This is a genomic window from Amycolatopsis umgeniensis (genome assembly GCF_014205155.1).
Lineage (GTDB): Bacteria > Actinomycetota > Actinomycetes > Mycobacteriales > Pseudonocardiaceae > Amycolatopsis > Amycolatopsis umgeniensis.
The window spans coordinates 4,651,616-4,675,510 of record NZ_JACHMX010000001.1 but is presented as its reverse complement, the minus strand read 5'-3'; the positions used below and the strand labels follow the sequence as shown (position 1 = coordinate 4,675,510).

Genomic DNA, 23,895 nt, shown 5'->3' with positions numbered 1-23,895 from the left:
CGCGTGCCCGTCGAGATGACCCAGCAGCGCTTCGAAGAGCTGGTTTCGGAGGCTTTGGACGAGCTTCCGCCCGAATTCGCGGACGCGATGGACAACGTCGTGGTACTCGTTGAGGAGTTCAACGAGGAGTCGCCCACGATCCTCGGGCTCTACCACGGGGTCGCGCTGACCGAACGAACCCACGAATACGGCGGGGTGCTGCCGGACCGGATCTCGATCTACCGGCGGCCGCTGCTGCAGATGTGCGACACCGAGGAAGACGTAGTCGAGGAGGTGCTGATCACGGTGGTCCACGAGGTCGGCCACCATTTCGGCATCGACGACGCGCGCCTGCACGAACTCGGCTGGGGCTGAACCGCGGAACAGGCGATAGCAAAGGTCCCTTGCTCCCTTCCCGGCGGATTCCGCGCCGAGAGCGGCATGGTCGGTGATTTTTGTGCGCCGGGCGCCAAAGGTTCTTCGGATTCTTAACTGGGCGTAACAAGCCCGCCACTTTGGGCGACAACCCCGCTAAACTTTTCGACACGTTGTCGTCGGCCGGCGCCGGCGAAGGCCTGGGGAGGCGTGCATGGCCGAGTCGACGGCGCGCAGGAGGAGTGACCGGCGACTGCACTGGTTGCTCGCGTCCAGTGCGGCGTCGAATCTCGGCGACGGGATCGGCAAGGTCGCGTTTCCGCTGCTCGCGGTCACCCTGACCCGCGATCCGCTGCTCATCGCCGGTCTCTCGGCGACCCAGTTCCTGCCGTGGCTGCTGTTCGCGCTCCCGGCGGGCGCGCTCCTCGACCGGATCGACCGCAGGCGCGCGATGATCCTCGCGAACAGCGCCCGCGCGGTGGTCGTCGGCGGGATGGCCGCCCTGGTCGCGACAGGCGGGGTGACGATCTGGGTGGTCTACGCCGCCGCCCTGCTCATCGGCTTCGCGGAAGTGGTCGCCGACAGCGCCGCGAACGTGCTCATCCCGGCTGTCGTCGGCAAGGGCTCACTCGACAGCGCGAACAGCAAGCTCCAGGCCTGCGAGATCGTCGGCCAGACCTTCCTCGGCGGGCCAGTCGGCAGCGCCACCTTCGCGCTCTTCGCGACGTTCCCGTTCCTGCTCAACTCGGTGGGCTTCGCGATCGCGGCCGCCGTGCTGCTCGGGCTCTCCGGGAGCTATCGAGCGCGCCCTTCCACTGCCGACGAGGGCGCTCGATCCGGCCTTCGCACCGAACTGGCGGACGGTTTCCGCTGGCTCAGGGGCAACCGGCTGATGCTGCGCCTGGTCGTCGTCGCCGGGCTGATCAGCCTGGTCAGCGAGCTCGCGCAGGCGCAGCTGGTGCTGTACGCGATCGAGCACCTGCGTCTCAGCGAAGCGGCCTTCGGGCTCTTCGCGTTAGTCGGCGGCATCGGCGGCTTGCTGGGCGCGGGCGTCGCCCCGCGGCTGGTGAAGACGTCCAGCCGTCGCGCGGTGCTCCTCGGGGGCACCGCCTGCTGCGGCGTGGCGTTCACCGGCATGGGGCTGACGAGTTCGCCGGTGGCGGGGGCGGCGCTGTTCGGCCTGTTCGCGGCGGGCGTCGTCGCGGTGAACATCGTGCTGGGGACGGCGAGGCACACGCTCGTCCCCGGCGAGCTGCTCGGCCGGGTCCTCGGCGTGTGGCGCACCGTCGTCTGGGGCGCGATCCCGGTCGGGGCCCTGCTCGGCGGGGTCCTCACCCACGCACTCGGTTCCCCGGCCCGGACGTTCCTCACTTCCGGGCTGCTGCTGTTCGGCGTAGCCGGTTTCGCGTTCGTCTCGTCACGGCGAGGCGCGTTCGATGACGAATCGGCCACGGAGGTGCGGGTTCTCCACCAAGACCAGTGAAAACAAAGGCCTTTGGTGCTGAAATAGCCCATCACCCGCCAGCTGGTGAGGGAGGTCCGCGATGCAGCAGACACTGGTGCCGGAGGCCGGCGTGGGGACGACAGAACCTTCCAGGCGCCCGCAAGTGCTCACCGCCGTCGCCGGTTTCGTGATCGGTGCCAGCGTGATCGGCATGCTGTGGGCTCTCTCGAGCGTCAACGCGGGAGCGCTGGAGGACGCGCAAGAAGCGTGCAACGCCCTGGCCAGGGTCGGCACGATCCCGGACACCACCGACTCGCCCGGCGACCGGACCGTGGCGGTGCTGGCCCCCGAGATCCTGCACCGGATGACGGCCGCGCGCGAACTCTCCGCCGCGGCGGCCGCCGCCAACGACACCTACCGGCCGCTGGCCGACCACATCGACGGTGTCAGCCGGATGGTGTTCAGCCTGCACTTCAACGAGATCTCCGGCCAGCGGCATCTGTCGCAGGCCGAACAGCTCTGCACCCAGCTCTAGGTCACGCTCCCTTGTGGACCGTCTTGACGGTCAGCTGGTTGCCGGGGATCTTCCCCGCGCAGCCGAGCCCCTGCACCGCCACGAAGTTCGACGCCGTCTCCTGCGGCAGGTACACCCGCAGCCCTCGGGTCTCGGTGGGCTTGCAGGCCGCCTCGTCGTAGTTGCGGACGTTCACGAAGCCGATGTCGGCGGACGCGCTCTCGCCGTTGTTCAGCTGGATCGGCTCGCCTTTGGCGCCGTCACGGAACGCGGCCTCGCCGACCTGGTGGCCGTCCGCGCCGGTCACGTAGGAGACGCCGGGGAAGCCCTGGATGGTGCACGGGTGCCCGCTCGAGTTGGTGATGACGAGCTTCCGGTAGACCGTGCCCGCGGCCGCGTCACCGCCCCCGACTGACAGCTTGACGTCTCCCGCCTTGCAGAGCCCGTCGTTCTTCTGCGCCGGGGCGGGTACCTCGGCGGGCTGCGAGACGGGCGCCGGGCTCGACGAACTCGCGCTGGGCGCGGCGGAGGTCTCCGGTGCCGAACTGGACGGCGACGCGGAAGAACTCTGCGCGACGGGTGCGGTTCCCGAACCGCAGGCGCCGAGCAGCAGGAGCCCGGCGGTACCCGCGACGAGACCGCCGATGGAGATCCTCTTCGAACGAACCATGGTCATTCGCCTCCCTGTAGCCGGGTGACCCACCACTGAAGTAGACGTGTTGTCCGCCGTCGGGGTTGCGCTCTCCCGGTTAATTCCCCACAAGGTGTTAATCGATCTTGTGGGGTGTATTCCCCGGCGAGAAGGGAGGCAAACGTTCCAGGTCACCCCTCGACGGGGACCTCCGCCCAGGTGAGACAGGTCCAGCCGTCGGCGGTCGCGACGAGTTCGACCACGCCGGTGTTCGGGATGAGGCCCTGGTTGGCCACCTCGGCGGTGATGTTCCCGGCGAGCCACTCCCCGCCCAGCCGGATCGCGCCGCCGTGACTGACCAGCACCACCGTGCCGTCGGGGTCGGCCTGCTCGTGTTTGGCGCGCAGCCGGGCGACGGCGTCGAGCATCCGCGCGCGGACCTGCGTGCCGGTCTCGCCGCCGGGGATCGGCGGATCGAGCTCGCCGAGCGTCCACCGGCGCACCACGCTCATGTACGTCGTGACCGAGTCCTTGTCGGTCTTGCCTTCGAGTTCGCCGGCGGCGACCTCGTGCACGCCGTCGACCACCTGGACGTCGAAGCCGAACTTGGCGGCCAGCGGCGCGGCGGTCTGCTGGGCGCGGACGGCCTGCGAGGCGTAGACCGCGACGACCGGCTCGCCGCCGAGCCGCGTCGCGAGATCCCGAGCCTGTTCACGGCCCAGGTCGGTGAGCGGCGGGCCGGGCAACGCGGTGTCGAGCGCGCCCCGGACGTTGCCGTCGGTCTGACCGTGACGGACGAGAAGGAGTTTCACGCCTGTGCTCCCTTCCTGACCGAAGCGACCCAGTCGATCGCGTCGGTGAAATCCTCGTTGGCGGCGCCCGGCTCGATCTCGGTCGTGCCGTTGTCCGCCCGCGGGTGGGAGCCGAGGAACCGCACGTTGCGGCACCGGCGGCGCAACGCGGCCAGCACGTCGCCGATCCGGGGCTCGGCCACGTGCCCCTCGAAGTCGATGAAGAAGCGGTACTCGCCGAAGTTGTTCCTGGTCGGACGAGCGTCCAGTTTGGTCAGGTTGATCCCGCGGACCGCCAGTTCGGTGAGCAGTTCCGCCAGGGCACCGGTCCGGTTCGTCGCGGCGGCGACGATCGACGTTCGGTCGGCCCCGGTCGGCTCCGGCAGCTCGCCGGGCTTGCGGACCAGCAGGAACCGGGTCTTGGCGTCGCGGACGTCGGCGACCTCGGTGGCCAGCACCTCCAGCGGGTAGTGCTCGACGGCGACCGGCGCGGTGACGGCGGCGTCGAACTCGCCCGCGTCGACCGCGACGGCGGCCGCGGCGGTGGACGACGTCGCGACCGGATGCGCGCCGGGCAGGTTCGCCTCGACCCAGTGACGGACCTGGGCGAGCGCGTGCGGATGGCTCGCCACGGTGCGGATCTCGGTTGTGCCGGGCCTGGTCAGCACGCTGAAGTGGACCGGCAGCAGCACTTCCGCCACCGCGACGAGCGGCTCGGCCTCGCTCAGGCTGTCGAGGGTGGCGGTGACGGCGCCCTCCACGGAGTTCTCGATCGGCACGCAAGCCGCGTCGGCGCGGCCCGCGCGCACCGCGGCCAGTGCCGCCGGGATGGTCTCCGCGGGGATCAGCTCCTCACCGGGGGCGAGCCGGCGCGCGGCCTGTTCGGTGAAGGTTCCCTGGGGGCCGAAGTAGGCGATCCGTGACACCTCGCCAGATTACGCACGCCGCGGGTGGCGACTTTCACTCGGACAGCCGGTACGCGAACCGGTTACGCCGGGTGGCTTTTTTTGCCATGCTTAGCGCGTGACCGCCGAACCGGGCACGCACACCGGCCACGAGGATGTCGGCTCCTCTTTCGGTCCCCCGCCGGACCATCCCACCCCGGAGCTGGTGCTGTGCGCCGTCGATGACCTGCTCGCGCAAGCCTGGACCACCGTCGCGGACACTGTGGACGGACGGGTCTCCGTGCACCGCGGGTCGGTGCTCGACGTCGTCGCCCAGGCCGTCGTCAGCCCCGCGAACTCCTATGGCTGGATGCGGGGCGGGATCGACGCCGTCTACGCCCGCGCCTATCCCGACGTCGAGCAGAACGTGCGCAGCGCCGTCCTCGCCTACCACGGCGGCGAACTCCCGATCGGCGAAGCGGTGATCGTGCCCACCGGCGAGGCGGAGCCCGCCTGGCTGATCAGCGCGCCGACGATGCGGGAGCCCGGCGAGCGCCTCCCGCGCGAGACCGTGCACCCGTACCTGGCCGCCAGGGCGGTGTTCCAACAGTGGCGCGACGGCAGGCTCGACCAGGGCCGGGTCCGTGATCTCGTGCACACGATCGCGATGCCGGGCCTCGGTACCGGCGTCGGCGGGGTCGCGCCCGCCTCCTGCGCCCGGCAGGTCGCCGCGGCCTGGGACGAGGTCTTCGCACCCGGCCGCCCCCGTAACGGACGGTAACGCCCCGAAGCGGGCTACATCACATCGCAGCGCGTTCACGAGCCGTAAGCCCTACCGTTAAAGCGGCTTCATCCGGTTCGAGGCACGTTTTCCCGCCGAGAACTCGTCTACACGGTTTTGTACGGCGCCAGCGCTGGCGACGGGCGAGGAGTGTGCGATGCCGCGGGTCCGTGAGCTCAGTCCCTACGTCGAGCTGCACCGTGAGCAGTGGCGCGAGTTGCGAAGGTCGACTCCCCTGCCGCTGACGGCCGCGGAGCTGCTGCGGCTGCGCGGTCTCGGTGAACAGGTCGATCTGGCCGAGGTCGCCGAGGTCTACCTGCCGCTCTCCCGGCTGATCAATCTCCAGGTCGCCGCCCGGCAACGGTTGTACGAAGCCACCACCACCTTTCTCGGTGAAGACAGTCGGGGCACCAAGGTGCCGTACATCATCGGGATCGCCGGAAGCGTCGCCGTCGGCAAGTCGACCACCGCGCGCATCCTGCGCACCCTGCTCGCCCGCTGGCCGGATCACCCCAGGGTCGACCTGGTCACCACCGACGGGTTCCTCCACCCGCGGGCGGAGCTCGTCCGGCGCGGGATCATGCACCGGAAGGGTTTCCCGGAGAGCTACGACCGGCGGGCGCTGCTGCGGTTCGTCACCGAGGTGAAGTCCGGCGCGGAACGGGTCAGCGCTCCGGTGTACTCGCACCTCGCCTACGATATCCTTCCTGACGAAGAGCAGGTCGTTCAGCAACCCGACATCCTGATCCTCGAGGGGCTGAACGTCCTCCAGCCCGGCCCTCGGCTCACCGTCTCCGATCTGTTCGACTTCTCGATCTACGTGGACGCGCCGACGACCGACATCGAGCGCTGGTACATCGAGCGCTTCCTCAAACTGCGGCACACCGCTTTCGCGGACCCCGCCTCGCACTTCCACCACTTCGCCGGCCTCCCGGACGACGAGGCACGGGCCGAGGCGCGCCACCTGTGGCGCACGATCAACGAGCCGAACCTGATGGAGAACATCAAGCCGACGCGGCCTCGCGCGACCCTCGTCCTCCGCAAGGACTCCGACCACACGATCAACCGGGTCCGGCTGCGCAAGCTCTGAGGGTCGGTTTGCCTCTCGTGCCATGTCCTTGATCGACGGAAGGTCGGGGACGTCGAGCAAAGACCGGTCCGCTCCCACCCGAATCGCCACTCGCGGCGTGAGTGGCCCGCGCGGTTCCGGCAGTTTCGCGTGTCTGAACGGACGACACCCGTGCCTGAACGGACGACACGCGTGATTGAGCGGACGACACGCGTGCTTGGGTGGAGGTGCGGCGGGGCATTCGGCTGCGCGGGTGCCGTCCGTCGGAGCACGCGCGCCCCGGAGGTCGACACTGAGTAACCGGTCAGGCGCGGAATCTCTACTCACGGCGAGCGTTCACGACAAGATTCAAGATCATTTCACCGGAAGCCGATCACCCGGGCGAATTCCGGCCGTTCCCTCACAAGTACCAGCCTTCGCACCCCAGGCGAGCCCACGGTGTCGGCCCGTCGCGGACCGCGACCGCCGGGCGGGTTTCCTCGGCCGATCGGCCGATCCACGCTCAGTACGTGTAACCGGTTGGCCGATACCGGCTACAGCCCCCCGAGGTGACCCTTGTGTCAGGGGTTCAAGAGGTCTCGAAAAAGACCTTGAGCAGGGAGGAGGCTCACGATGTTCTCGATCATCCTGACCTGGGTCGGCTCGATTCTCGGACTCGCACTCCTGGTGGCCATGGCCGCCGGCGCCTTCGTCGTCGACTTCGACGACGCCCGCGGGGACCGTCGCCGGAAGAAGCCGCAAGTCACGGAGAGCGAAGGCACCCCGGCGGCACCACTGAGCTGAGTGCTCAATCCCTGAGCGCTTGAACCTCAAGTGCTTGATCCGCCGGGAACTCAGTCGAACGGGTTGTGCACCTGCGCTCCGAGCCCGGCCATGTCGGCGAGGTTCCGGGTGACCAGGGTCAACTCGTGGATCCGGGCGGTCGCGGCGATCAGCCCGTCGACGGACGGCACTTTCCGCGGCGCGTGCTGCCTGCCCCATTCGGCCGCGATTTCGGCGGTCACCGGAAGGATCCGTTCCGAGAACTGCGCGGTGAGCCCGGCGAGCCAGTCGGTGAGCGCGTCCGCCCGTTCCCGGTCTTGATCTCCTCGATGCCTGAGTTTGTGGATTCCTCTCTCGATCTCCCCCACGGTCAGCACGCTCAGGTAGAGCCTGCTCGACGACACCCCGCTCCACCACCGGGCGAAACCCGGATTCTGCGTGCGCCGCCGGGCCTCGGACACGATGTTCGTGTCCAGCAGAAAGGTCACCCGCTCACCTCCACGGCATCCCTCGGCAGATCCTCCGCGCGTTCGGCGGCGATCTCCTCCAGCACGTCAGCCAGCGCCTCCCCGTATTCGGGATGGTGCTGCTCACCGGAGAGCACGAGTTTGAAATCGACGGCTTCACCGCCTCCGGCCAGCCTGCGGTAATCCATGATGTCCAGCACCACGGCCACCTCCTCCCCATGTTTGGTGACGAACTGCGGCCCCTCGGCCGCGGCCCGGCGCAGCAGCTCGCTCAGCCGCTGCTTGGCGTCCTGCACTTGCCAGGTTGCTGCTTCCATCTAGACAGACTAGACGGATTGGGGAGGGATGGCAAGGGGATGGCCGTCAGGCGAGGTCGCCGAGCGCCTTCCGGTAGTCGTCGACGTCGTAGTCCATCTCGTGTTCGCCGGCTTCGCTCAGCTGGGCGGACAGCGCGTCGATGAGGCGGTCGAAGATCTCGTCGCGCTCCAGCCCGGTCTCGCTCAGCCGCCGGACGGCCTGCCAGACCTCGGCGGGCTCGTCGTCCCAGAGCTGGTCGACGATCGTGGTCTTGAGCGCGAGCCGCATCCTCGGCTCGCCGTCGAAGGTCTCCTCGGCAAGCGCCTCGTGGTACTCGGGGTGCTCGCCGATCACCAGCAGACGGCGCTGTTCGGGATCCGCGGGCTCGAGTTCCAGCTCCTCGTCGCCGATCTCCGTGTAGACGGTCGGGACGGCGAACATCCGGCGCTCGAGGGCCTCCGCGAGTTCCGCGGGGTCTTCGATCCCCTCGGAGCCGTCGAAGTAGACGTCGAGCGTGGAGTCCTCGTCCTGCGCGAACTCCTCCAGGAACTCGGTCGCACTCTCCAGCAGCGCCACGCGGGCGGCCTCGGGGAGTCCGGCGCGGTCGGCGGCCCAGGTGACCCAGCCGAGCAGCGCGGGTTCCAGTGCTTCCTCGTACGCCTCGTCGACCTCGAACTCACCGTCCAGCAGCGACTCGAGGAACCGGGCGAGCTTCTCGGGCCCGACACGCAGCGGGCTGCCCGGCTCGGTCTCACAGCCGTAGTCGACGAGCAGGCGCGCGTAGAACCTCGTCGCCTCGGTGTCCTCCACGAGCCCGGAGCCGATGAAGTCGGCGACGACCTCTTCGCGGACCTGCTCGGGCCATTCGGTGATCTCGGGCGAGGGTTCGGGGGCGGGCAGCGCCCGGATCCAGCCCAGCGCGAGCGCGTGGAAGCGCGCGTAGTCCTCGCTGACGTCGGGCTCCTCGACGACGTCCGTCGCGGCCAGCCCGTCCGCGAGCAGCTGGTGGGCGCGCTCGGGCAGCACCCGCTCCAGTGTGACCAGTTCCGGGTCGTCGGCGGCCTGCTGCCGCATCTCGGCCAGCACGTCCTGCGGCTTGTCGACCACGACGACGTCGCGGATCCGGCCGCCCTCGGTGAAGTCGACCAGCGCGAGCAGCCCGTGCTCCACACCGCCGCGGGAGAAGACACAGAGGAGGGAGGACTCGTCACCGAAGACGTCGCCGGTCCGCCAGCAGTCACCGACGGTCACCGCGGCCAGATCGGCCGCCCACTCCGGCTCCGGGATCCCGCGGCCCAGCACGGTGTTCAGCGCCGAGGCGGCCGCCTCGCGCTCCTCCTCGGTCTCGGCGAACACCCGCAACCCGGCGAGCAGCGCGGCCGCGGCGGGGGTGATCTTCCGCTCGGCGAACGCGATGAGCTCCAGGCCCAGCGGCGTTTCGCCCTCCTCGACCTCGATCTCCCACCACTGGCCGAGCACCTCGGAAGTCAGCAGCTCGACATCGAGCACCTCGGGTTCGGCGCCGAGGGTCGAGAAGTCCCGGAGGACGTCCTTGAAAAGGCCCGTCACACTCGGGGTGGAGGGCTGGGCTGCCTTCTTGCGGGCACGGCTCACCGGACTCATGGCGACATGTTTTCACGCGACCTCGAGCCGGTTCGTCGCGGTGGTCCCGGGCGCGCAACACGATGTCCTGATCGCCGGGAGGACGCGGGCGGACACCGGTTCAGGACCACCGCGACTTCGTCGGTCCGTTCGACCTTCTTCGCCGGATTTTCCTCGGTTCATCCCGATAACGACCGACGGCCGCCGCGGTTACGCCTTGACGGGTTTCCGAATCGCGATTCTCGCCGCCTTGACCTCGGCGATCAGCCGCGTCTTGCGTTTGTGTATTTCCACCAATGTGCCGAGGTACGAGCTGAATTCCTCAGCTGTGCCAGCCTTTTTGTGCACCGTGCGCAGTTTGCGCAGCTGCCGGGCCGCCTCGCGGTAGGAGTTCGGATCTTTATGCGTGATCAATTCTTCGACATGGTCCCGATAGACAGGAATGGTTTCGGCCGGATGGGCGACGGAACGCGAATCCGCGAGTTCGACGCGCACCGGTAAAGAAGCTTCGAAACGCACCGCCACCCGCCAGGCCTCGTCGGCCCGGTCCTCGCCGACCAGGGCGCGAACCAGTTCGTCGGCGGCCTCCGTGCTTTCGGCGGCGAGCTCACGCAACTTGGCGAGCGCGGTCTTCCGCTGCGCGATCCACCTCCCCGATTCCAGCGACTCCTGGCGCAGCGCGAGATACGTCGCACTACCGGGACTCTCGTCGAAACCTTTGCGGGACAAGGGAACCGGCTCTTCTTCGGGCGGGGGCGCCTCTTCCTTCTTGTCGTGCGTGAGCGCCCGCGCCGCGTGCGCGATGGCTTCACTGTGCCGTCCCGCCGCACGCAGGACGCGCACGATCTTGAGACTGACGTCGACCCGCGGCGGCTTGGCGGCGAGGATCGCGACGAGCGCGTCGACGTCTCCGGACACTTCCGCCAGCTCCTCGCGCAACCGCTCGGCCGTCTCGCGTTTCGTCCCGGACGGCTGCTCCGCGAGCACGCTGTCCACAGTGGACTTGATCCGCGCGATTCCCTTGTCGCCCAACGCCGAGGCGAAGTCAGCCAACTCGATGACCGGCCATCCCGGACCGTCGAACTCCACTTCGAGGATCCAGGAGGCCAGGCTCTCCGGGTCGGGCGGGCGCGCGACGCAGGCCCGTGCGTACAGCTCGACGGCCCGGTCCAGCCGGTCCGCGACCTCACCCGAGGTGTCGTCGATCTGCTCCAGCATCTCGCTGATGTCGTCCACGGTCCGGCGGGCGAGCGGAGCGAGATCCGCCCGGCTGCCGGCGTCGAGAAGTCGCTGAAGGGTGTCGAGCACGGAGCCGACTTTCGCGGCGTACTCGACGTTGCCCGCCATCACGGCGGTGTCGAGGAGGCGGTGCGCCTCGGCTAGGTCACTCCCCTGGGTGACGAAGCGGTTCTCCAGGGCTTGTCGTAACACAGGGTCACGCTCGGCATGGGCATGAAGCAGGTCCGCCAGCGTCTCCGCGTCCAAGGTGCGCAGGTAGGGGCGCAGATCCGTCGTGGAACTCACCCGGACAAGTCTGCCCGACCGGTTCGCCGACGCGTGTGGGCCAACAGCGTGCTCTTTCCGGCGTAATCGCTCACCAAGTGTGACCAGGTCAGCGGCGTCACTTCGACGCGCGAAGGGCAGCGGACGACCGGGATCGGGAGCCGCCGGGCGAGCAGCATCACGATCGCCATCACCACCCCCGCGAGCAGCGAGATCGACGCGGACGCGGCGAGCGCGCCGCTCAGCACCCGGCGTCCGCCGTCGATCGCGAGCTGCGCGGAGTACTCGATCTGACGGGCGGCGAGATCGCCGAGGGAGCGTCCGACGACGCCGGCCGCGACGCGCCAGGCGTCCTGGCCGACGGGCGGCGGCGTGGCCGCGCTCAACGCGGTTTCGACCGCGCCGAACCGGCTCCAGTCCTCGCTCCCGACGAGATCCCGGTAAACCTGACGACTACTTTCCGTCAGCTTCCCGGCCACGGCGTCGAGCCTGGACCGGTACGCGCCGACAGCCGCCGCGTAATCGCGACGCCCCTCGTCGTCGATCCCGGCGACCGCGAGGGAGTCGCTGCGGTCCAATCCTTCGACGGCGGCGAGCAGTTCGACGGCGATCGTCTGCTGGTAGCCGACCTCGGCGTCGGGAGCCGCCCGCGCGATGTCGCGCAGGGAAGAGAGCGAGGTGTCGATGCGGTCGGCGTACGCGGTGTAGATGGCGGAACGGCTGCCCGGCGCTTTCAACGCGGCCGCGCGGTCTCGCTGCAGCGACGCGATCCCCCGGCTCACCTCGGCCATGGTGACCGCTCCGCTTTCGGCGTCGTCGCGGTCCTGAATGGCCTGCTGGACCAGGAATCCGCCGATGAACAACGCCACGAGCACCAAGGCGGCGCTCGGCACGAACGCGATGGAGAGCATGCGAGAGCGAAGGCTTCGCTGGTACGTCAAAGCTTTCCTTCCGAATCGGATCCCCGACGCCGAGCGACGCTATGCAAGTTGCAAATTGCACGTCAACGCTCGTCCGCCATACGGCCGTTAGCGCACCGTGACGATCTGGTAGGCACGGCACGTGACACTCGACGACCTCAATCAGCGCCTCCGCGACTTCGCCGCGGCACGGGCCTGGGAACCGTTCCACACCCCGAAGAACCTGGTCATGGCATTGTCCGGCGAAGTCGGCGAGCTGACTTCGCTGTTCCAGTGGCTCACTCCGGAGGAGTCCGCGAAGTGGCGATCCGACCCTGAACTGGCGCACAACGTCGTCGACGAAATCGCCGACGTGACGCTGTATCTGCTGCAGTTGGCGAACAGTCTCGGCGTCGACCTGATCGAAGCGGCCAACGCGAAGATCGACCGGAACGAGCACCGTTTCCCGGCGCCCGATTAGCCCCTGACGGCGATCTGCCAGCCTCCGAGCAGCCCTCCGACTCCCAGGACACCGACAAAGATGCCCGCGGCGAGCCCCGCGCCGCCGAACAGCGCAAGCACCGTGATGAACATGAGCAGCAGCCCGAATCCCATCAGGACTCGTCCGCCCCAGAGCATCACGGACGGCGCTGGCGACTGCGGAGGAGGTGCGAAGACCGCGGTCCGCCTGTCGCTGTCGTAGGCGGGCCAATGCGCCGCGGGCGCGGGGACGGGAATCGGTTCGGGTATCCGGACAGGCGCGGGCGACGGTTGAGGAACGAGACCCAGTACTTGGCTCGCCTCGGCGATTCCGAGCACCCTCGCGCCGAGTTCGCCCGCCCTGGCGATCCGCGGCTCGGCAGGCGAAACCCCGGAGCCCACGACCAGGTGGGTCACCGACGCGGTGAGCTTCTTCGCGAGTTGAAGCCCCGCGTCGAGTACCGCGGCGCGCAAGCCGTCCTCCGCCAGCCCGTCGCCGAGAACGAGGACGCGGCGGCGCCCGCCGGACGAGGTCGCGGCGGCCTGGAGTCCGTGCAGCACCTCCGGCACTCTCAGTGCCGCCGCGACGGTGCGCAGATCCCGTCCTTCCTCGGTGGTGATGACACCGTCGCTCTCGGCGAGCTCTCGCATCGCGCGGACGAACCCGGTGTGCACACGGTGCAGATCCGCGTCCGACATTCCCGCCGCCGAGGCCGCCGAGCCGAGAGCCCTCGCTTCGGTGTCCGAGATGTGCCTGTCGGCCAAGGCGTTCCCGAGCAGTTCGACGTAGGCGTCCCGCAGCGAGCCGGGCACTCCGAAAGCGGCTTCGGGGACCCTGTCCACGAAGTCCGCCATCCAGGTGCCACCGCTCGGCACCACCGCACGGCGGGGTGACAGGCGTGCGGCAGGCGCGAAACGCGGTAGCTCCGGGAAGACCGGCCGGGTCGCGAACCTGAGACCGTGGGTGGTCACCAGTGTCGTCACGATCCGCGCGCAGACATACGCGTCGGCGAGTGCCGTGTGCGCCGCGAACTCACCGACACCGACCGCCTCGGCGACCGTGGCCAGGCGGTAGTTCGGCAGCCGAAGCGAGCGTCGCGCCGCCGCCAGCGTGCACACCCCTGGCATGGCCGGGACCCGGGCGCCGAGCCTGCCGAATTCCCCGCCGAGGAACCGCGCCTCGAAGGGTAGGTTGTGCGCGACCAGGACACTGCCCTGGCAGAGATCGAGGAAATCGCCCAGCACCTCGCCGAGATACGGGGCGTTGTCGAGTTCGCGGCGGGTGATCCGGTGCACGTGGGCCGGACCGGGATCCACACCGCGACCGGGATTGACCAGCGTCGAGAACTCGCGCAGGACCGTGCCGTCCGCGCGGACACGCACGGCCGCGACCTCGACCACGTGCCCCGGATGCAGGCCGGTGGTCTCGAAATCGATGGCGGTGAACTCCGTCGTGCCCACGGCGAACCGGCCGTCTCCGGTCAACACGAGGTTTTCGACTGTCTCCGCCATTTCGTTTCCTTTTCTCGAAGCATCTACCGGTGGATCGCGACCCCGTCGCCCGCGTAACGCCCGAACGCCGACGGTGACCTGTTCGTGGCCGCTTCGTGACGAAATATCCGGGCTTGTAACGACATTCGGTGGATGAACGACAAAAACCGGCAAAGCCCACCCGAGGCAAGAATTCCGAGGACGCCCATGCGCACCGATCCCACCGAACGGCCTTCTCGTGAGAAGCGGATGCCCCGCTGGATGATGATCGTTCTCGCCGCCTTTTCGGTGCTCTTCGTACTCGGCGCGGTCTTCGGTAAAACACCACAGCCACAACAGGAACCACCTGCCGCCGCGGCCGTTCGCGTCGAACAGACGCCGAGCCCGGCGACGTCTTCGTCCGCCGCTCCGAATACGTACCGGGTGGCCGAGGTGATGGATGCCGGCACGATCAAGGTGACCGGCCCCGGTGGTGAGAAAATCATCCATGTTCTCGGGTTGACGACCCCTCCGAGCACCAATGGATGTTTCGCCACGGAAACCGTCACGTGGGCAAAGAACACACTTGCGGGACAGGAAGTCGTCATTCAGGCCGTGTCCGATGACGCCGGTGTCGCGCTGGCTTCGGTCAGCATGGTGAACGGTGGCGATTACTCCACCACCGCACTCAAAGCCGGATACGCGAAATACGCGAGCAAGGCTGTCGAGAAGACGGTCGGTGTCGCGCTCCAGGCCGCGGAAGACGCCGCGCGGACGGCCGGGAACGGGCTCTGGGGTCCCCCGTGCCTCGGCAAGATCGACACGCCGCCCACTTCCGTCGCGCCACCGCAGCAGCCCGTCGCGGCGCCGCCGACGACCACTCGGGCCGAGCCCACCACGAAGAAGACAACGCCTCCGCCCGCGGCGGAGGAACCGGACCCGCCCAAGGCCGCCTACTATCCGAACTGCGCCGCCGCGCGGGCGGCAGGGGCAGCGCCGTTGTACGCGGGCCAACCCGGCTACAGCCGGAAACTCGACCGGGACGGCGACGGCGTGGCCTGCGAGTAGCCGTTTCCCGGCGCCCGATTAGCCGCCTTTCGGGTCTTGTGACGTCTTTGGCGAGCAGAAACACTGTGCCGAAGTCCCTGGGAGGTGGCCCTTGTCGCGTTCGGCTCGCACCGTGGTCCTGGCCCTGATGCTTTCCCTGAGCGCGGTCGCCGCGCCGGCGCATGCGGCGCCACCGCCGTCCACACCGCATCGGGATCCCGGTAACGGGCCGGAACGCAACGACATCGCCGCGACCGACCCGCTGATGGGTGCCGCGCGGGCCGCGGTGGGCGAGAACGTCGCGGGCGACCACTCCGGTTATCCGCGCAGGACCAAGCTGCGGGTGTACCCGGAGAACGCGGCCGACAAGTCGATCAAACTCGGGCTCGCGCCGTATCACGCGATCGCGCCCAGGCTGAACGCGTTGCAGGCGCTCGGCAACCGGGTCTCGGTCGAGATCGCCGGGCAGTCGGGCCTCGGCCGCGACCTGTACCTGGTGACGGTCACCGCGCCGGAGAGTTCGTTCGAGGCGCGGCGGCAGGACGCGTGGCGATCGCTGATCGAGAACGATCCGGTCCGCGCCGCGCGCGATCCGTTCCTGCGCCACGGCTACAAGGCGCCGGTGTGGATCAACAACAACATCCACGGCAACGAATGGGAAGGCACCGACGGGGCGCTGCGCGTCATCGAGAAGCTGGCGACGTCGAAAGATCCCAAGACCGCCGACCTGCTGAAACGGAACCGCTTCTACTTCAACGTCACGGCCAATCCGGACGGCCGGGTCGCCGGCACGCGGCAGACGTCGCAGGGCTTCGACCCCAACCGCGATTTCGTCACCGCGTCGCAGCCGGAAGTGCGGGCCATGCGCGGGATCGCCATCGGCAAGCAGCCGCTGATGATGCTGGACGAACACGGTTACGTCGAGAACACGCTCATCGAGCCGACCACCCCGCCGCACGGCCAGAACTACGACTTCGACCTCTACCTCAAGCACGGTTACGCCAACGGTCTCGGCATGGAGGAGGCCGTCAAGGCGCTCGGGCGGCCGGAGACGGCGAAGCCGGAGATCCCGTTCCGCGACTACGAACCCGGCAGCTGGGACGGCTGGGCGCCGATCTACACGGCCCAGTACGCGATGTACCACGGCGCGGTGTCGTTCACGATCGAGATCCCGATGCGGGTCAACAACGCGGAGTACGAGACGCAGCCCGCCGCGGAACTCCAGCGGCGCGCGGTGATCAACACCGAGGTCGTCGAGGCCACCATCGGCAGCACGCTGACCTACGTCGACCGCAATCGCGGCGAACTGATCGCGAACCAGATCGAGATGTTCCGCCGCGGCGGCGCGGGCGAGGCACAGCGCGAGATCCCCGACGGTTTCGTGCCCGGCTTCGGCCCGGAAGACCGCTACCGCACCGAGTTCCCGCGCGCGTACGTCATCCCCGCCGGCGCGGATCAGCGTTCGGCCGTCGCGGCTTCGCGGCTCGTCGATCACTTGGTGGCCAACGACGTCCGGGTGCGGCAGGCCGATCGCCCGTTCTCGCTGGCCGGACGCCGCTATCCGGCCGGTTCGTACCTGGTGGACATGCACCAGCCGAAACGCGGCCTGGCGAACGTGATGCTGGAGCAGGGCAGCGACATCTCGGCGAAGGTGCCGGTCATGTACGACATCTCCGGTTGGAGCCATCGCCTGCTGTGGGGCGCGTCGGTCGACATCGTCAAACACGGCAGGCTCGACGTCCGGGCGCACGACGTCACCGCCGCGTCGCCCACCGGCGGCATCGACGCCGCGCCCGGCCGGGATCTCGCGCTGAAGCTCGTCGACGGCAAGGACGTCAGTGCCGTCAACGACCTGCTGAACCGCGGCCTCGCGCTGGGACGTACGCAAGACGGCACGATCGTCGTCCCGGCATCGGCGCGACCGGCCGCCACCGAGGTGGCGGACCGCTACGGCGTCCGGTTCACCGAGGCTCGCGGCACGGCGACCCCGTTGAGCCGTAAGACGATCGCGGGTGCCGTCGGCCCGGACGAGCTGAAAGCGTTGCGGGACATGGGCTTCGATGTGCGGCCGGTGTCAGCGGCGGTACTCAACGCCGGTTTCGACTGGTCCAAGGTGGACCTGCTGTTCGTCTCGTCAGGACTGCGATACACCGACCTCACGCCGGCCGCGAAAGACGCACTCAAGGCCTTCTTGGCCCGCGGCGGCGTGGTCACCCGCGGCGCCACGGGCGCGCGTTTCAACACTGACGTGGGACTGCTCGAAGCGCGTCCGGTGGCGGGCTGGGAGGACGGCAACGGCGTCGTTTCGGTCGTCAACGGAACCGGCCCGGTGGGTGCCGGCGCGCTGCCGGACTCGTTCGTCTACGGGCCGTTCTGGTTCGCCGATCTCGGCTCCTCGGTCAGTGTCGAGCAGCGCTACGCGAGCGGAAGTCCGCTGGTCGCGGGGCACTGGCGGACCAGGGACGACGGGACGGGCGGACCACTGCAGGCAGCGGGCCAGGCCGCCGTCGTCTCCGGCACTTCGGGGCTCGGCGGACGGGTGGTGCTGTTCGGCACCGAGCCGCTGTTCCGCGATCACCCGAAGGGCTTGTACTCGCAGGTGGCCAAGGCGGTTTACTGGGCGGCAGGCTGACCAAGACGGTCTACGCTTTCTGGCCATGTCCCCCGTTTCCCGTGGCCGGAAGCCGAAGAAGGCCAAGAAGAACAAGAAGCAGGCGACAAAGCCGAAGGTGCCGTTGACCGCCGAACCGGAGCCCTTGCCGGACTGGTTCGAGGAAGCGATCGAGAACATTCTCGGCGGCGTCGACGGACTGATGGCCTGCCGCACCGCTCGCGACCTCGAGCAGACCACGGCCGAACTGCTCGGGGCCGAGCTGAAGCGCGCCATCGACGACGCCAACAGCGGCCTCTACTTCGACCTGTTCTTCGCCGCTCTGGTCGCCGAGGTGTCCGCCTCGGCGAAGGCCGGGCCGACGGAGGCGCTGTGGCGGCTGCTGCACGGCCTGCTCGCGATCGCGGCTCCCGGCGTGGTGCCGACGCTGCGGTCCACGATCGCCCGTATCGAGTCCGAGAGCGAGAGTCTGTCGGACTGGCCGCGGTCCCTCGCGAACATCAAGGCGACCGGCGAGGTCTGGGAGATGCGTGACGTCTACGGCACCCGCCTCGCGGTGATCGCGGCGTACACCTATCCCGGCGTATACCTGTTCGACGTCGACATGTCAGGGATCCCCGTCCTGACCGACGGGCGCGTCTACGACGACCTCGAGCAAGCCACCGAAGCGTGGCGGAAGAAGCTCGGCGACGAAGCGGGCGACGCGGAGCCGAAGGCGGTGACCGACACCGAACGGCTCACCGGCCTGGTCAGCTGCGACTTCGAAATCATCGGCTTCGAGTCACGCGACGCGCTCGACAACTGGCATCGCGCGCAACGCCGGTTCGAGGATCTCGAAACGGCACTGAAGAAGCGGAACCTGCCGCTCCCGCCGTACCAATCGCTCTTCGACGACCCCGACCCGGCCGAAATGGCCGGTCTGTTCATCGAGTGGCACAGCGAGCGCTACGGCGGCGAACCCGATCCCGAGGCCGTGGAAGACCTGGCGGGCGAATGGATGGAGGGTTTGGTGCCGGACACCCGGTTCGACGTTTCCCCCGGCCGGGTCGGCTACTACCTGGACGTGATCGGCGACTGGCGGGACCCGGTGGCGATGGCTCTGCTGCGGAAGTGGGCGTGCTGGCTGGCCGAGCGGGCCGGGTTGCCGTCTCCGCTGGTGGAACGGGTGGTCGCCAAGGCGACGAAGTAACGTGGGGGTATGCCGATCCAGGTGCTGCTCATCGACGACCACGAGGTGGTGAGGCGCGGCCTGCGTGACCTCCTCTCCGACGAGCCCGACATCGAGGTCGTCGCCGAGGCGAGCGGGGTCGACGAGGCCCTGGCCGTGGCGATGCACGTCGAGCCGGACGTCGCGGTGGTCGACGTGCGGCTCGGGGACGGCGACGGCATCGCGCTCTGCCGTGAACTGCGCTCGAAGGCGAATCCGCCGCAGTGCCTGATGCTGACCGCGTTCGACGACGAGGAGGCCATGGTCGGCGCGATCATGGCGGGCGCCGCCGGGTACCTGCTGAAACAGGTCCGCGGTCAGGACGTCGTCAACGCGGTCCGCGAGGTCGCGGCGGGCCGGTCGCTGCTCGATCCGCTGTCGACGGCGCGGGTGCTGGACAAGCTGCGGCATCCGCCCGAGGACGAACTCGGCTCCCTCACCGAACGCGAGCGCGAGGTGCTGGACCTGATCGGGCAGGGCATGTCCAACCGCGAGATCGCGGAACGCCTGTTCCTCGCCGAGAAGACGGTGAAGAACTACGTGACGTCCGTCCTCGCGAAGCTGGGCATGCAGCGGCGCACCCAGGCCGCGGCGTGGATCGCACGCCGCGACCGCTAGTGCCTCAAGGGTGCACGGTGTCGCGCTGGTCCGGGATGATCGTGCCGTCGTCGCGCAGCACCGGGCCGTGCGTGCCGTCGGCGTTCTCGTACGCCGTCGTCGAGCACGGGTAGGCGCGGTTCAGCGCGGGGAAGGGCTCGATGAACATCGGGTTCACCGCCCACTTCCCGTCCGCGTTGTCGTAAGCGCGGCACATCAGCTCGTCCTTGTTTCGGTTGAGCGTCACGCGGACTCCGGTGGCGTCGCGCAGCATCGTGACGTCGGTGGTCGCGTCACCGCCCGCGAGCGCCTGCCGCTTGGCCGCCGGTGCCGCTTCCATCGCCTTCGCGCCGCGGATCCCGAGGATCCGCTCGTTGATGTAGCAGCGCTTGCCGTCGATGTAGGTCATGATCTCGTCGGCGCCGTCGGCGTGCCCGCCGCAGCCTTCGAGGTGCCCGTTGATCCGGCCGTTCGTGGTCTGCGAGTAGATCCCCAGCGTGCGGCTCGGCGGGATGCCGATCGCCGAACCCCAGACGTCCGCGAACTCCTTCGGTGAGGCCGAAACGACCCACGTCGAGAAGCCGGCCTTGTTCAGCGTCGTGACCAGGTCCTTGATCTCCGGGTAGTACCGGATCCACGCGACCTGGGTGCTCGAACCGACCTTCTGGGTCGCTCCGACCGGCGCCAGCAGCGCCGCCGCCCTGGCCTGACGGGCGATCGCGCGGACCTCGTCGGGCCGGTAGCCCGCGTTGATCTGCGCGACCCAGGCGTAGGCCGCCTCCATGTAGCGCCGGTTGTTCCCGGCGAAGACCTCTTCGCCGGTGCTCGTCTTCGCGTTCTTCCGCACCGAAAGAAGCTCGTCGGCGCAGGCGACGTTCTTGCTGGTCGGCAGTGGTTTACCGGCCGGGGTCGCGGTGCCGCACGCCTTGCCGAGCGCGGCCGCCCCGGCGGCGGTCATGAACCGGCTGGTCGTGCGCCAGTCCTTGTTCCTCGGCTGCAGGACCTTGTCGTGCCGGATCATCCAGAAGACGGTCTGGTCGGAGATGTCGTTCTTGATGACCGTGTTGTCCCAGTCGAACACCGCCACCGGCCGCTCGCCGTGCGTCCCGCCGCAGCGGCCGCGTTCGTCGATGACCTTCTGGATCTTCGCCGCGTTGTCGCCGTACCAGTGGTCGGCGAGCCGCAGCTGCGGACAACGCGACTCGGTCGAGGCGGCGGCCGCGCCCGGCAAGGCCACCGGAACGACCGCCACGGCGGCGGCAAGGGCCACGGCTCGCAGGAACCTCGGCATGTCATCTCCCCACGTCTTCGTCGGCTTTCCGGGGAGATCCTGTCATTTCCCGGCGAGAGTCACGACCTGCCGGTTGTGAAAGTAGTCGTCCTCACGAAGCACCGTGACGCTGCCGGGCGCACCGCGGAAGTCGACGTACCCGGCCGACTCGAGCGGCATCCGGATCCACGCGGCGATGACGAAGGTGAGCGCGCCGCCGTGCGTCACGATGATCTGGTGCTCGCGGGGGCTCTCCAGGATCGAGTCCATCGCCGCGTAGACCCGCGCGGCCATCGCACCCTTGGTTTCCGCGCCGGGGATCCCCTCGTCGTGCCCCAGCCGTTCGCCGGTCGCCGGTGGCGGGACGAACCGGCGGTCCAGCCACTCTTGCGGTCTGCCCCCGGCCTCCCCGTACGACTTCTCGCGCAGCCGCCGGTCCAGGACCGGTGTCACGCCGAGCCGCTCGCCGATCAGTTCCGCCGTCCGCGCGGTGCGGCGCAGGTCGGAGGCGTAGATCTCCACGTCTTCCGGCACCTTCGCGCGCAGCGACTCCGCGATGGCGACGGCCGCGCGTTCGCCGCCGGGGGTGAGTTCGGCGTCGAACCAGCCGCCGACCAGGCGATCGACGTGGTGGGTGGATTCCGGATGGGTGACGACGTGAACCGTGCGCATCCCCCGAATCTAAGCGCGGGTCAGTTTCGCGTAGGCGACGACGTTGTCGAGGTAGTTGCCGGTCGAGGAGTCGAAGTCCCCGCCGCAGGTGATCAGGCGCAGTTCCGGTCCGGTCGTGTCGCCGTAGACCTTCTCCGTGGGGAAGGACGCCTTCGGGTGCCGCTCGACGGCGTACACGGTGAACACCGCGTCAACCCCGTCCTGGCGATGCACGACGGCTTCGTCGCCGATCTTCAGCTCCTTGAGCCGGACGAAGATTCCGGGGACCTTCTTGTAGTCGACGTGTCCGGCGAGCACGGCGGGCCCGAGCTCGCCGGGTGCCGGACCGCCGGTGAACCAGCCGGTGGTGATCGCGTCGGACGGCACCTGCAGGCTGCCGTCCCCGGTCAGGCCGAGGTCGACGATCTCGCCGGTGCGGACCCCGATCGCCGGGATCTCGAGCGTCACCGGTTTCGAGGGTCCGAGCGGAGGGGCCGCGGTCGCCGTAGGGGCCGTCACGGACACCGTGGACGGCGCCGCCGGAGACGTGATCTGGCCCGGCTGTGGAACGGCGCAAGCGGTCAGTACGGCCGCGAGCGCCACCCCGATGAGCGTGCCGATGACCAGTGGAAACGGCCATCGGCGCCAGGAAGCCTTCGTCATCGGTCGGCACGCCGCCGGAGAACGAGGGACGCGCCCGCCGCCGTCGCGGTCAGCAGGGCCGCTCCGGTCAGCGCGACCGCGCCGATCTCCAGGAGACCACCGTTGGGTTCGGCGGTCTCCCCGCCGCCGGTCGCGACACCGCCGACGGGCTTGACCTTCACCTGCCCGGATTTCTTGGGCTCGCCGAAGCGGGATTCGCAGGCGTACCCGTCGTGGTCGCCGTCGAGCTTGTGCGGGTCACGCGGGTTCTTCTTGAGCTCGGCCTGTGCCGCGGCCTGCGAGGGGAAATCGGCGCAGTCCTTGTCGTCGAATTGCGCGGGTTTCGTTTCCGTGACGACCGGTGGGAGACCGGGCTTGATCGTTTTGGTCGGCGCCGTTCCGCGCTTCGGCAGCGTTTCGCACGCGATTCCGTCGTCGTCGTCATCCAGATTGTGCGGATCAGACCGGTCTTGGTCGAGCACTGCCTGTGCGTCTTCCTGGTACTTGAAGTCACGCTTGCAATTCAGGTCGGCGACCGCGGGTGCCTCGGCCAGCGCGAACGCGACGGAAGCGGGGCCGAACAAGGAGAACCCGGCCAGGATCACAGCCGTGCCGAGGGCGCGACGAACCGAGGACATGAGGAGTCCTTTCACTGGGAATTCGCGCTCCGAGCGCGTTCGATGCCCTTACAATCGCGCACCGGCGCCGGTCGTTACGGATTAATCGGAATACGCGAATCGTCGCTCTATCGGGCGGCGAAGGCCGTTAATTTCACACGGTTTGATCGAGCGGAACGTCGAAAGCGACCAAAGTCCCCAAACTCGGCGAAGAATTGATCGAGAAGCGCCCACCGGACGTCGTCGCGCGTTCGTCGAGATGACGGAGACCGCGTTTGGCGACCCCCTGCGGAACCCCGGATCCGTTGTCCCGCACGCGAAGTTTGACGCCTTCCGCATCACGGCTGAGCGTCACGCGGGTCTCGCTCGCCCCGGAATGCCTGACCACATTGGACAGTGCTTCGCGAAGGGCGGCGCGGATGTGGTCCGCCTGTTCGGCGGGGATGTCGGCCAGTTCTCCCGACAGTTCGAGGGTCGGCGGGTATCCGAGGAGTTCGCCCGCGATGCGGACCTCGCCGCGCGCGGACTCGGCGAGGTCGGTGGCGGTGACCGTCTCGTTCGCGGGCTCCGGACTGCGCAGCGCGCGCACGGTGCCGCGGATCTCTTCGATGGTCTGATCGAGCTGGTCGATCGCTTCGGACAGCCGCACGCCGTCGGCCTGCGCGAACCGCTTCCGCATGTTCTTGCGGACGCGGTCGAGTTGCATACCCGCGCCGTAGAGACGCTGCACGATGACGTCGTGCAGTTCGCGCGCGATGCGTTCGCGCTCTTGGTAAAGCGTCACGCGGTGCCGGGCGTTGGCCCCTTCCGCCAGCGCGAGCACCACGCCCGCCTGCGCCGCGAAGGCGGTGAGCACCTCGACGGTGCTGGCGGAGAACGGGGCCCCACCATGGCGGCGGTACACGGTGAGCGCGCCGAGGACGCGTCCGCCCGCGCCGAACGCCGACGCCGCGAACGGGCCGAAGTCCTGCAGTTCCGGTGGCACGAACGGCGCCGTGCGGGGATCGACGGTGAAGTCCTCGCTGACGACCGGTTCACCGCCGCGGGCGACCTGTCCGGCGGCGGAATCGGCGGCGAACGCCAGCCCCCGAAGGCCTTTCGTACTGGCTCCGTGCACCGCCTCGACGACGACCTGGCCGTCGTCCGCGCGCACCATGACGAGACCGAGGTCGGCCTCGGCCAGTTCGACGGCGCGGGCGACCACGGTCTCCAGCACGTCACCCGGATCGTCGCCGGACAGGGCGGTGCCGGTGATCTCGGTGGCGGCGGACAAGGCGCGCGCGGCAAGCGTGGGATCCATGAGCG

At 69.0% G+C, this 23,895-nt stretch carries 25 protein-coding genes; 11 read left to right on the top strand and 14 right to left on the bottom strand.

Features of this window, described 5'->3' with window-relative positions; genetic code table 11:
* Positions 1 to 3: 3 nt before the first annotated feature.
* The 3 genes from HDA45_RS21930 (at position 4) to HDA45_RS21920 (ending at position 2,333) form a co-directional block, all read left to right on the top strand.
* Complete coding sequence (locus HDA45_RS21930) at positions 4 to 354, top strand: metallopeptidase family protein (RefSeq protein WP_007030570.1); 351 nt, start codon at positions 4 to 6, stop codon at positions 352 to 354.
* A gap of 214 nt (positions 355 to 568) precedes the next feature.
* Positions 569 to 1,837, top strand: coding sequence for an MFS transporter (locus HDA45_RS21925; protein WP_184898205.1), 1,269 nt, complete (start codon positions 569 to 571; stop codon positions 1,835 to 1,837).
* A 61-nt stretch (positions 1,838 to 1,898) separates the two neighbouring features.
* Complete coding sequence (locus HDA45_RS21920) at positions 1,899 to 2,333, top strand: hypothetical protein (RefSeq protein WP_184898203.1); 435 nt, start codon at positions 1,899 to 1,901, stop codon at positions 2,331 to 2,333.
* A gap of 1 nt (position 2,334) precedes the next feature.
* Here the strand turns inward: HDA45_RS21920 and HDA45_RS21915 are convergent, their stop codons facing one another.
* The 3 genes from HDA45_RS21915 to pheA form a co-directional block, all read right to left on the bottom strand.
* Positions 2,335 to 2,988, bottom strand: coding sequence for a DUF4232 domain-containing protein (locus HDA45_RS21915; protein ID WP_184898201.1), 654 nt, complete (start codon positions 2,986 to 2,988; stop codon positions 2,335 to 2,337).
* Positions 2,989 to 3,134: 146 nt separating this feature from the next.
* The gene (locus tag HDA45_RS21910; protein ID WP_184898199.1) at positions 3,135 to 3,755 is read right to left on the bottom strand and encodes a histidine phosphatase family protein; all 621 of its coding nucleotides are present in this window, start codon (positions 3,753 to 3,755) and stop codon (positions 3,135 to 3,137) included.
* Positions 3,752 to 4,660 carry a prephenate dehydratase gene (pheA, locus tag HDA45_RS21905; RefSeq protein ID WP_184898197.1) on the bottom strand — a complete coding sequence of 303 codons (909 nt, stop codon included), beginning with the start codon at positions 4,658 to 4,660 and terminating at the stop codon, positions 3,752 to 3,754. Before pheA ends, HDA45_RS21910 begins: the two co-directional genes overlap by 4 nt.
* A 97-nt stretch (positions 4,661 to 4,757) precedes the next feature.
* Between pheA and HDA45_RS21900 the strand changes: the two genes are divergently transcribed.
* From HDA45_RS21900 to HDA45_RS21890, 3 genes are all read left to right on the top strand, one after another.
* Positions 4,758 to 5,399, top strand: a complete 642-nt coding sequence (locus tag HDA45_RS21900) for a macro domain-containing protein (protein ID WP_184898195.1) — start codon at positions 4,758 to 4,760, stop codon at positions 5,397 to 5,399.
* Between the two features lie 157 nt (positions 5,400 to 5,556).
* On the top strand, positions 5,557 to 6,489 hold the full coding sequence (coaA, locus tag HDA45_RS21895) for a type I pantothenate kinase (RefSeq protein ID WP_184898187.1): 933 nt from the start codon (positions 5,557 to 5,559) through the stop codon (positions 6,487 to 6,489).
* A gap of 591 nt (positions 6,490 to 7,080) precedes the next feature.
* Positions 7,081 to 7,251: a hypothetical protein gene (locus HDA45_RS21890; protein WP_184898185.1), complete on the top strand. Its 171-nt coding sequence runs from the start codon at positions 7,081 to 7,083 to the stop codon at positions 7,249 to 7,251.
* Positions 7,252 to 7,301: 50 nt separating this feature from the next.
* Here HDA45_RS21890 and HDA45_RS21885 read toward each other — a convergent pair whose 3' ends face one another.
* The 5 genes from HDA45_RS21885 to HDA45_RS21865 form a co-directional block, all read right to left on the bottom strand.
* Complete coding sequence (locus tag HDA45_RS21885) at positions 7,302 to 7,718, bottom strand: PIN domain-containing protein (protein WP_184898183.1); 417 nt, start codon at positions 7,716 to 7,718, stop codon at positions 7,302 to 7,304.
* Complete coding sequence (locus HDA45_RS21880) at positions 7,715 to 8,014, bottom strand: type II toxin-antitoxin system Phd/YefM family antitoxin (protein WP_221471206.1); 300 nt, start codon at positions 8,012 to 8,014, stop codon at positions 7,715 to 7,717. The genes HDA45_RS21885 and HDA45_RS21880 overlap by 4 nt, the downstream gene beginning before the upstream one ends.
* A gap of 46 nt (positions 8,015 to 8,060) precedes the next feature.
* Positions 8,061 to 9,617, bottom strand: coding sequence for a DUF1841 family protein (locus HDA45_RS21875; protein WP_184898181.1), 1,557 nt, complete (start codon positions 9,615 to 9,617; stop codon positions 8,061 to 8,063).
* A gap of 189 nt (positions 9,618 to 9,806) precedes the next feature.
* Entirely contained in the window at positions 9,807 to 11,120 is a 1,314-nt protein-coding gene (locus HDA45_RS21870; RefSeq protein ID WP_184898179.1) for a DUF6880 family protein, read from the bottom strand.
* Entirely contained in the window at positions 11,117 to 12,010 is an 894-nt protein-coding gene (locus tag HDA45_RS21865; protein WP_184898177.1) for a nitrate- and nitrite sensing domain-containing protein, read from the bottom strand. The genes HDA45_RS21870 and HDA45_RS21865 overlap by 4 nt, the downstream gene beginning before the upstream one ends.
* Before the next feature lie 151 nt (positions 12,011 to 12,161).
* Between HDA45_RS21865 and HDA45_RS21860 the strand changes: the two genes are divergently transcribed.
* Complete coding sequence (locus HDA45_RS21860; RefSeq protein WP_007030556.1) at positions 12,162 to 12,479, top strand: nucleotide pyrophosphohydrolase; 318 nt, start codon at positions 12,162 to 12,164, stop codon at positions 12,477 to 12,479.
* Here the strand turns inward: HDA45_RS21860 and HDA45_RS21855 are convergent.
* Positions 12,476 to 13,990 (bottom strand): 3'-5' exonuclease, encoded by a 1,515-nt coding sequence (locus HDA45_RS21855; protein ID WP_184898175.1) that lies wholly within the window; start codon positions 13,988 to 13,990, stop codon positions 12,476 to 12,478. The two genes, HDA45_RS21860 and HDA45_RS21855, sit on opposite strands and share 4 nt — an antisense overlap.
* A gap of 186 nt (positions 13,991 to 14,176) precedes the next feature.
* On the opposite strand from HDA45_RS21855, the gene HDA45_RS21850 reads away from it, so the two are divergent.
* From HDA45_RS21850 to HDA45_RS21835, 4 genes are all read left to right on the top strand, one after another.
* On the top strand, positions 14,177 to 15,016 hold the full coding sequence (locus HDA45_RS21850; protein WP_184898173.1) for an excalibur calcium-binding domain-containing protein: 840 nt from the start codon (positions 14,177 to 14,179) through the stop codon (positions 15,014 to 15,016).
* 91 nt (positions 15,017 to 15,107) lie between these two features.
* Complete coding sequence (locus HDA45_RS21845; protein ID WP_246480751.1) at positions 15,108 to 17,627, top strand: M14 family zinc carboxypeptidase; 2,520 nt, start codon at positions 15,108 to 15,110, stop codon at positions 17,625 to 17,627.
* 25 nt (positions 17,628 to 17,652) lie between these two features.
* The gene (locus HDA45_RS21840) at positions 17,653 to 18,795 is read left to right on the top strand and encodes a hypothetical protein (RefSeq protein WP_184898171.1); all 1,143 of its coding nucleotides are present in this window, start codon (positions 17,653 to 17,655) and stop codon (positions 18,793 to 18,795) included.
* 9 nt (positions 18,796 to 18,804) lie between these two features.
* The gene (locus HDA45_RS21835) at positions 18,805 to 19,431 is read left to right on the top strand and encodes a response regulator (RefSeq protein ID WP_076164005.1); all 627 of its coding nucleotides are present in this window, start codon (positions 18,805 to 18,807) and stop codon (positions 19,429 to 19,431) included.
* A gap of 4 nt (positions 19,432 to 19,435) precedes the next feature.
* Here HDA45_RS21835 and HDA45_RS21830 read toward each other — a convergent pair whose 3' ends face one another.
* The 5 genes from HDA45_RS21830 to HDA45_RS21810 all read right to left on the bottom strand — a co-directional run bounded on the left by HDA45_RS21830 (position 19,436) and on the right by HDA45_RS21810 (position 23,890).
* The gene (locus tag HDA45_RS21830; RefSeq protein WP_184898169.1) at positions 19,436 to 20,701 is read right to left on the bottom strand and encodes an HAD family hydrolase; all 1,266 of its coding nucleotides are present in this window, start codon (positions 20,699 to 20,701) and stop codon (positions 19,436 to 19,438) included.
* 42 nt (positions 20,702 to 20,743) lie between these two features.
* Positions 20,744 to 21,352, bottom strand: a complete 609-nt coding sequence (locus tag HDA45_RS21825; protein ID WP_184898167.1) for a histidine phosphatase family protein — start codon at positions 21,350 to 21,352, stop codon at positions 20,744 to 20,746.
* 9 nt (positions 21,353 to 21,361) lie between these two features.
* Positions 21,362 to 21,994, bottom strand: coding sequence for a class F sortase (locus tag HDA45_RS21820; protein ID WP_184898165.1), 633 nt, complete (start codon positions 21,992 to 21,994; stop codon positions 21,362 to 21,364).
* Complete coding sequence (locus tag HDA45_RS21815) at positions 21,991 to 22,611, bottom strand: excalibur calcium-binding domain-containing protein (RefSeq protein WP_184898164.1); 621 nt, start codon at positions 22,609 to 22,611, stop codon at positions 21,991 to 21,993. Before HDA45_RS21815 ends, HDA45_RS21820 begins: the two co-directional genes overlap by 4 nt.
* A 133-nt stretch (positions 22,612 to 22,744) precedes the next feature.
* Complete coding sequence (locus tag HDA45_RS21810) at positions 22,745 to 23,890, bottom strand: GAF domain-containing sensor histidine kinase (RefSeq protein ID WP_184898162.1); 1,146 nt, start codon at positions 23,888 to 23,890, stop codon at positions 22,745 to 22,747.
* Positions 23,891 to 23,895: the final 5 nt, after the last annotated feature.

Bases quoted from the DNA above. Each gene is read 5' to 3' on its own strand.
- HDA45_RS21925 (WP_184898205.1), top strand. From the start codon at position 569: ATGGCCGAGTCGACGGCGCGCAGGAGGAGTGACCGGCGACTGCACTGG.
- HDA45_RS21920 (WP_184898203.1), top strand. From the start codon at position 1,899: ATGCAGCAGACACTGGTGCCGGAGGCCGGCGTGGGGACGACAGAACCT.
- HDA45_RS21915 (WP_184898201.1), bottom strand. From the start codon at position 2,988: ATGACCATGGTTCGTTCGAAGAGGATCTCCATCGGCGGTCTCGTCGCG.
- coaA (WP_184898187.1), top strand. From the start codon at position 5,557: ATGCCGCGGGTCCGTGAGCTCAGTCCCTACGTCGAGCTGCACCGTGAG.
- HDA45_RS21890 (WP_184898185.1), top strand. From the start codon at position 7,081: ATGTTCTCGATCATCCTGACCTGGGTCGGCTCGATTCTCGGACTCGCA.
- HDA45_RS21880 (WP_221471206.1), bottom strand. From the start codon at position 8,014: ATGGAAGCAGCAACCTGGCAAGTGCAGGACGCCAAGCAGCGGCTGAGC.
- HDA45_RS21875 (WP_184898181.1), bottom strand. From the start codon at position 9,617: ATGAGTCCGGTGAGCCGTGCCCGCAAGAAGGCAGCCCAGCCCTCCACC.
- HDA45_RS21865 (WP_184898177.1), bottom strand. From the start codon at position 12,010: ATGCTCTCCATCGCGTTCGTGCCGAGCGCCGCCTTGGTGCTCGTGGCG.
- HDA45_RS21855 (WP_184898175.1), bottom strand. From the start codon at position 13,990: ATGGCGGAGACAGTCGAAAACCTCGTGTTGACCGGAGACGGCCGGTTC.
- HDA45_RS21850 (WP_184898173.1), top strand. From the start codon at position 14,177: ATGCGCACCGATCCCACCGAACGGCCTTCTCGTGAGAAGCGGATGCCC.
- HDA45_RS21840 (WP_184898171.1), top strand. From the start codon at position 17,653: ATGTCCCCCGTTTCCCGTGGCCGGAAGCCGAAGAAGGCCAAGAAGAAC.
- HDA45_RS21835 (WP_076164005.1), top strand. From the start codon at position 18,805: ATGCCGATCCAGGTGCTGCTCATCGACGACCACGAGGTGGTGAGGCGC.
- HDA45_RS21830 (WP_184898169.1), bottom strand. From the start codon at position 20,701: ATGCCGAGGTTCCTGCGAGCCGTGGCCCTTGCCGCCGCCGTGGCGGTC.
- HDA45_RS21825 (WP_184898167.1), bottom strand. From the start codon at position 21,352: ATGCGCACGGTTCACGTCGTCACCCATCCGGAATCCACCCACCACGTC.
- HDA45_RS21820 (WP_184898165.1), bottom strand. From the start codon at position 21,994: ATGACGAAGGCTTCCTGGCGCCGATGGCCGTTTCCACTGGTCATCGGC.
- HDA45_RS21815 (WP_184898164.1), bottom strand. From the start codon at position 22,611: ATGTCCTCGGTTCGTCGCGCCCTCGGCACGGCTGTGATCCTGGCCGGG.
- HDA45_RS21810 (WP_184898162.1), bottom strand. From the start codon at position 23,890: ATGGATCCCACGCTTGCCGCGCGCGCCTTGTCCGCCGCCACCGAGATC.